The following is a 1,617-nucleotide window of genomic DNA, read 5'->3' on the forward strand; positions in this document are numbered from 1 at the left end:
CCCGCATCCGGCGCCGTGGTGCAGGACGCTGCCGGCAACGCCGCAGCAAGCTTCGGCGACCGGTTCGTGACGAACGACACGCCAGCAGACACCACGGCCCCGCAGCTGATTACCATCGGCAACGCAGGCCCCCGCGACTTCCTGGCCCCCACCGTCAACGACCAGGGCGACGAACTGGAGCTCGTATTCGACGACGCGAGCCGTCTGGACGCAAGACTGGACCGCACGCCGGCCGCCACGGACTTCACGGTGCTCGTGGATGGTGTCGCCAGAGCTGTCAGCCGTGTCACCGTGCCGGAAAATACCAAGACCATCCGGCTGACGCTGGCCACCCCCGTGACCCATCGTCAGCACGTGAGCATCGCCTACCAGGACAGCACACCCAACGACGCCAGAGCCATACAGGACGCGGCAGGCAATCGCCTGGACAGCTTTCAGACCACGGGGGTAGTGAATACCGCATTGGACAAGACTGCCCCGCAGCTGATCACCACCGGCGCCACGCGCCCCACGGTCAACGACAAGCAACTGGTGCTCCGCTTTAGCGACACCAGCGAGCTGAACGCGGACCCGGCCCGCAAGCCGGCCGCCGGGGACTTTGCGGTGCGCGTCGCTGGCGTCGCGAATGCCGTCACCGCAGTCACCGTGAACGGGGCGGACAAGACCATCACGCTGACGCTGAGCACCGCCGTGACACCGGGCCAGACAACGACCGTCGCCTACGCCGACAGCACACCCAACGACACCAGCGGCATACAGGACGCAAGAGACAACCGGCTGGCCAGCTTTGCAGCCACGCAGGTGAATACCGACACCACGCCCCCGGTGATCCACAGCGCCACGGTCAACGGCGACGAACTGGTGCTCACGTACACCGAAGCGGGCACCCTGGACGCGTCCGCGCTCACGGGCAACGCAGGCTATGCGGTGAGCAGCAGCACGGGCACGGCCATTACCGTCAGCAGCGCCGTGGTCAACGGGACGGCCAAGACCGTCACGCTCACGCTGAGCCGCGCCGTGACCCGCGTGGAGACGGTGAGCGTCAGCTACACCAGACCCGAATCCGGCGCCGTGGTGCAGGACGCTGAGGGCAACGACGCAGCAAACTTCAGCAGCCGGGAGGTGACGAACAACACGCCCCGGGAGCCCAACAGGGGGCTCGGCGTCCGCATCACGATCGCCGACCACGCGCTCACCGCGGGCGAGACCACCACCGTCACCTTCAGCTTCACCGAACCCGTCAACGGCTTTGACACCAGCGACATCTCGTGCGGTAGCGGCACGCTGAGCCCGCCCACGGCCAACGCCGAGCGCACGGCCTGGACGGCCACCTTCACGCCAGCGGCCAACGTCAGCGCCGAGACGAACGTCATCCGCGCAGACCTCGCCGGGGTGACCGACAACGCTGGCAACGCCGGCGTGGGCAGCGTCAGCAGCGCCAACTACTCCGTGGCCACCCGGGATACCGTGGCCCCGGTGATCAGCAGCGCCGCGGTCACCGGCGACCAGCTGGTGCTCACTTACATCGAAGCGAACACCCTGGACCCGGCAGCGCTCACGGGCAACGCCGGCTTTACCGTCAGCAGTACCGCTGGCACCGCCATTACCGTGCGCAGC

Annotated in this window: 1 protein-coding gene; it reads left to right on the top strand. The window is 67.8% G+C overall.

Going from position 1 to position 1,617, the window contains the following annotated elements; translation table 11 throughout:
* Positions 1 to 1,617, top strand: a 1,617-nt coding sequence (locus VTU_RS29760; protein WP_010109257.1) for a SwmB domain-containing protein, incomplete at both ends; no start/stop codon positions are given.

The sequence above is a fragment of the Verminephrobacter aporrectodeae subsp. tuberculatae At4 genome, from assembly GCF_000193225.1.
Classification (GTDB): Bacteria; Pseudomonadota; Gammaproteobacteria; order Burkholderiales; family Burkholderiaceae_C; genus Acidovorax; species Acidovorax aporrectodeae.